We start from the raw sequence: 4637 nt of genomic DNA, 5'->3' as shown, positions 1-4637 counted from the left end.
CGGCGGTCAGCCGGTGTCCGCCGATCTGGCGAAGATGCCCCATCTGCTGGTGGCCGGAACCACCGGCGCCGGCAAGTCTGTGGGCGTCAATGCCATGATTCTCAGTATTCTCTTTAAGGCGACTGCTGACGACGTCCGCCTGATTATGGTGGACCCCAAAATGTTGGAGTTGTCCATCTATGAGGGCATCCCCCATCTGCTGGCGCCGGTGGTAACGGATATGAAGGAGGCCGCGAACGCCTTGCGCTGGTGCGTGGCGGAGATGGAACGGCGCTATAAGCTCATGGCCTTTGCCGGAGTGCGCAACCTGGCCGGATATAATCAGAAAGTGCGGGAAGCGGCGGCTTCGGGACATCCCCTGCCGGGTCCGGATAAAGATATGGATGGCGAGCCCATCGCGCTGAGCGTGCTGCCTGCTATCGTGGTGATCATTGATGAGTTCGCGGACCTGATGATGGTGGTCGGTAAACAGGTGGAAACCTTGATTACCCGCCTGGCCCAGAAAGCGCGCGCTGCTGGTCTGCACCTCATTATGGCGACTCAGCGTCCTTCGGTGGATGTAATCACCGGTCTGATCAAGGCCAACGTCCCCACCCGCATTGCCTTTCAGGTTTCGTCGCGTATCGACTCGCGTACCATTCTCGATCAGATGGGGGCGGAGACCTTGCTGGGCCAGGGCGACATGCTCTATCTGCCGCCCGGCTCCGGTTATCCGTTGCGGGTGCATGGGGCCTTTGTCAGCGATGAGGAAGTTCATCGCGTGGTGGAGTCCCTGCGTCAGTTAGGCGCGCCGCCACAATACGACGAGCGTATTTTGCAGGGCAATGAGAGTGGCGAGGGCGTGGACGGTGAAGGCGGAGAGGATGCTGATCCCCTCTATGATCAGGCGGTAGCCATCGTTACCGGCAGTCGCAAAGCGAGCATCTCCTACGTGCAGCGGCAACTCAAGGTGGGCTATAATCGGGCCGCCCGCATGATCGAAGAGATGGAGCGGGTTGGTGTGGTCGGTCCCTTGCAAAGTAACGGGAGCAGAGAAATCTATGCAGCAGCACCGCCCGGTCGTGACTGACTATTTGCGCTTTATGCGCGGCCCATTACCGGCCTTACGTTTGGCTCGCTGGTTTTTGGTGCCGCTGCTGATTTTGGGCGGCATCCAGTATGCGGCCGCTGCCACGGGTCTGGCGATGTTGCAGGATTTCTTCCAGAAAACCCACACCATTACGGCCCAGTTCAGCCAGGAAGTGGCCAACCATGATGGCCAGACCATCAAGCGTACCAGTGGCAAGCTGTGGATCTCCCGCCCCGGCAAATTCCGCTGGGACTACAGCGGCAACAACGGGCAAACCATTGTGTCCAACGGTGAGAAGGTCTGGCTCTACGAACCGGCTCTGGAACAGGCCACGGTACAGCCTCTCGGCAAGGCCCTCGGATCGACTCCTGCGGCGCTCATCGCTGGCAACGATGACCTCAGCCAGCGATTCAAGATTACTGACCTGGGTCAAAAAGACGGTCTCCATTGGCTCCTGCTCCATCCAAAAATTGGTCAGGATCAAGGCTTCACGGCTCTGCGCATGGGTTTTGATGCGCAGGGCGCACTGCGCCAGATGCGCATGGAAGATGCGTTTCAGCAACAGACCGTCCTCCGCTTTGCGCATATTAAAATCAATCACCCCATTTCGGCGCAGGAATTTCAGTTCACTCCGCCAGCCGGTGTGGATGTTCTCTCTCAATAATTTTTCTGGAGTACTGCATGTTGGCTTTGAAGACTCGTCTCGCTCTCGTCGCCCTCGGCCTGTTAGTGGCTGCGCAATCCCATGCCGCAGGTTTTTCCGCGCCGACCTCCGTGGCGGGACTCTCGGAAGCGGGCGCCACCGTAGCCGATGGCGGACCCGTCAGCAGCTTTGCCGACAATCCTGCGGACATGGTCTTCTTCCCGGGTACTCGGGTGGGCCTGGATATTCTCGCGACGCACCCTACTTACACAGTGGATAACAGCAATGGCACTTACGACGCCAGCAGCAATATGCAGATTCTGCCCAGTCTCTTTGTGACCCATCGTTTTAATGACCTCCCGCTGGCGGTCGGTCTCGGTATCACTTCGCCCTACAGCTTCAACAACATCTGGCCTGCCGGGACTTTTCCCGGACAACCGCTGCTAAAAAATGACCTGCGGATCATTGATGTGAATCCGGGTGTTGCCTATTTGCTGCTCCCCAATCTGAGTGTTGGAGTGGGTCTGGACTATTACCAGACGCTGAGCGCAACCTTCGGCCCTAACTCCGGCAATGGTGGTGGTGTCGGCGGAAATGTCGGACTTTTCTATACCACCGAGACCTTTAACGCTGGGCTTAGTTACCGCTCCACAGCCAGTATTTCCTCCGCCGGCGGTAATATTAGTCTCCCCAGCCGCGTGCAGGCGGGTGTTCGCTATCGTTTCACCCCGCGTTTTGCCACCGAGCTGGATGTGGACTGGAATGACTGGAGTAACGCCCAGTTACCCGGCTATGGTAGCCTCGGCTGGAAATCCGCCATGGCCTATCGTGTCGGGTTCAGCTATCACCTGAACCAGAATCTGGAGTTCCGCGGTGGTCTCGCCCACGAGGGCAGTCCCAGCAATGGCTCAAGTATTGATGCGGCAGTGCCGGGAACCAGCAGCAATCTGGCTTCTTTCGGTGTGGGTATTGGTCTGGGCGCATGGCATTACGACATAGGCGCCTCCTATGCCCTCTCCGGTAATGCGACATCTTATTATCCCGGCTTTGCGGGTGCGTATAAAGCCAGCACCTTCAATTTCGGCGCCGCCATTTCCCGTGACTTTTAAGGGGTAGGCTCCCCCAGCAGAACGCCCATGGCAGCATTGCCCGGTAGCGACCCTCGCCCGCTGGCGGCCCGTATGCGTCCCCAGACGCTGGACGCTTATGTCGGCCAGAACCATCTGCTCGGCAAGGAAGGTCCGTTGCGGGCCATGGTGCAGGCCGGCCATCTGCATTCCATGATTCTCTGGGGTCCGCCGGGTAGTGGCAAAACCACCCTGGCGCAACTCCTCGCCCATGCGGCTGACCAGCACTTCCAGATTCTGTCTGCCGTCAACAGCGGAGTACGAGAAATCCGCGCCGCCGTCACCAGCGCCGAGGCTGCCCAGTCTCTGGGCCAGGGCACGGTCCTCTTCATTGATGAAATCCATCGCTTCAACAAAAGCCAGCAAGACGCCCTGCTGCCCCATGTGGAAGAAGGCGTCGTGACCCTCATCGGCGCAACGACGGAAAACCCCAGCTTCGCCCTGGTCAATGCCCTGCTGTCTCGGGCGCGCGTCTACGTTCTCAAAGCGCTGACTGGTGAAGAACTCGGCACGGTGCTCGATCACGCCCTTGCTGATAGTGTGCTCGGTCTGGGTAATCTGGCGATAGAGATGTCCCCGGAAGTACGCAAGGGTTTGCTGACTGCCGCCGACGGCGATGCACGCCGTCTCCTCAATCTGCTGGACCTCGCGGTACAACTGGCCCCGGTGCAGGCGGGTAACACACCGATCACTGCCGAAATCGTCGCCGCGGCCAGTGGTCAATCCTGGCGACGCTTCGACAAGGGCGGTGAAGCCTTTTACGACGAAATCTCCGCTTTTCACAAGTCTCTGCGCGGTTCCGACCCCGATGCGGCCCTCTACTGGCTGGCGCGGATGCTCGATGGCGGCGCCGACCCCTTGTACCTCGCCCGCCGTCTGGTGCGCATGGCTTCTGAAGATATCGGCCTCGCTGATCCGCGGGCAATAGATATGGCCCTCGCCGCCAAGGACGCCTACGCCTTTCTCGGTTCGCCCGAGGGGGAGCTGGCCCTCGCGCAAGCCACGGTTTATCTCGCCAGCTGTCCTAAAAGTAACCGCATCTACGACGCCTGGAATGCGGTGCGCGCCGCCGTCAAGGCGGGTGGTAGTGCGGAAGTGCCCCTCCATCTCCGCAATGCGCCCACGGCGCTGCTCAAAACACTGGATTATGGCAAGGAATATCAATACGATCACGACTATCCCGACGCCATCGCTCCGGAGCAGCATTATTTGCCCCCCGGCCTGCGTCAGACCCATTTTTATAAGCCCAGTGACCGTGGTCTGGAAGCCCGTATCCAGGAACGTTTACGCTGGATAAATGCCCATCGTCCACCTGTCCGAGAGAAAAAACCTCATGCTTGATCCCAGCTTGCTGCGCAGCGCACCAGAAAAAGTAGCCGCAGGCCTCGCCCGCCGTCACTTCACTCTGGATGTGACGGCCCTGAGCAAACTCGACCAGCAGCGTAAAACCCTGCAGATTCAGCTCGAAGAGCTGCGCAACGCCCGCAATGAGGCCTCCAGACAGATCGGTCAGGTGCGCCGTCAGGGGCTCGATACCAGCGCTATGCAGACCGCGGCGGCGCAGCACGGTGAGGAGATCAAGACCCTGGAGCAATCTCTGGAAAGCATCCTTGCCGAATGGGAGAGCCTGACCAGCAATCTGCCCAATATCCCGCAGGATTCAGTACCCGATGGCCGCGATGAACGGGACAATGTGGTATTGCGTCACTGGGGCACGCCCCGCGCCTTCGATTTCTCTCCCCACGACCATGTCGATCTGGGCGAGGCCTTGGGGATTATTGATTTCGCGGCGGGGGGC

The 4637-nt window shown here is 59.4% G+C and carries 5 protein-coding genes; all 5 read left to right on the top strand.

All coding sequences use genetic code 11. The features are described from left to right. The coding region (locus M7F93_RS11060; protein ID WP_298173370.1) for a DNA translocase FtsK at window positions 1-1069 on the top strand (1069 nt) is incomplete at its 5' end. Beyond that, window positions 1062-1733: an outer membrane lipoprotein periplasmic chaperone LolA gene (gene lolA / locus M7F93_RS11055; RefSeq protein ID WP_298173368.1), complete on the top strand. Its 672-nt coding sequence runs from the start codon at window positions 1062-1064 to the stop codon at window positions 1731-1733. The genes M7F93_RS11060 and lolA, both read left to right, overlap by 8 nt. 17 nt (window positions 1734-1750) lie before the next feature. Beyond that, window positions 1751-2821, top strand: a complete 1071-nt coding sequence (locus M7F93_RS11050; RefSeq protein ID WP_298173365.1) for an OmpP1/FadL family transporter — start codon at window positions 1751-1753, stop codon at window positions 2819-2821. A gap of 27 nt (window positions 2822-2848) precedes the next feature. Continuing rightward, window positions 2849-4180 (top strand): replication-associated recombination protein A, encoded by a 1332-nt coding sequence (locus M7F93_RS11045; protein ID WP_298173362.1) that lies wholly within the window; start codon window positions 2849-2851, stop codon window positions 4178-4180. After that, the coding region (locus M7F93_RS11040) for a serine--tRNA ligase (RefSeq protein ID WP_463670975.1) at window positions 4173-4637 on the top strand (465 nt) is incomplete at its 3' end. The genes M7F93_RS11045 and M7F93_RS11040, both read left to right, overlap by 8 nt.

The organism is Acidithiobacillus sp., from assembly GCF_027322205.1.
Taxonomy (GTDB): Bacteria; Pseudomonadota; Gammaproteobacteria; order Acidithiobacillales; family Acidithiobacillaceae; genus Acidithiobacillus.
This window is presented reverse-complemented; position numbering and strand designations above follow the sequence as displayed.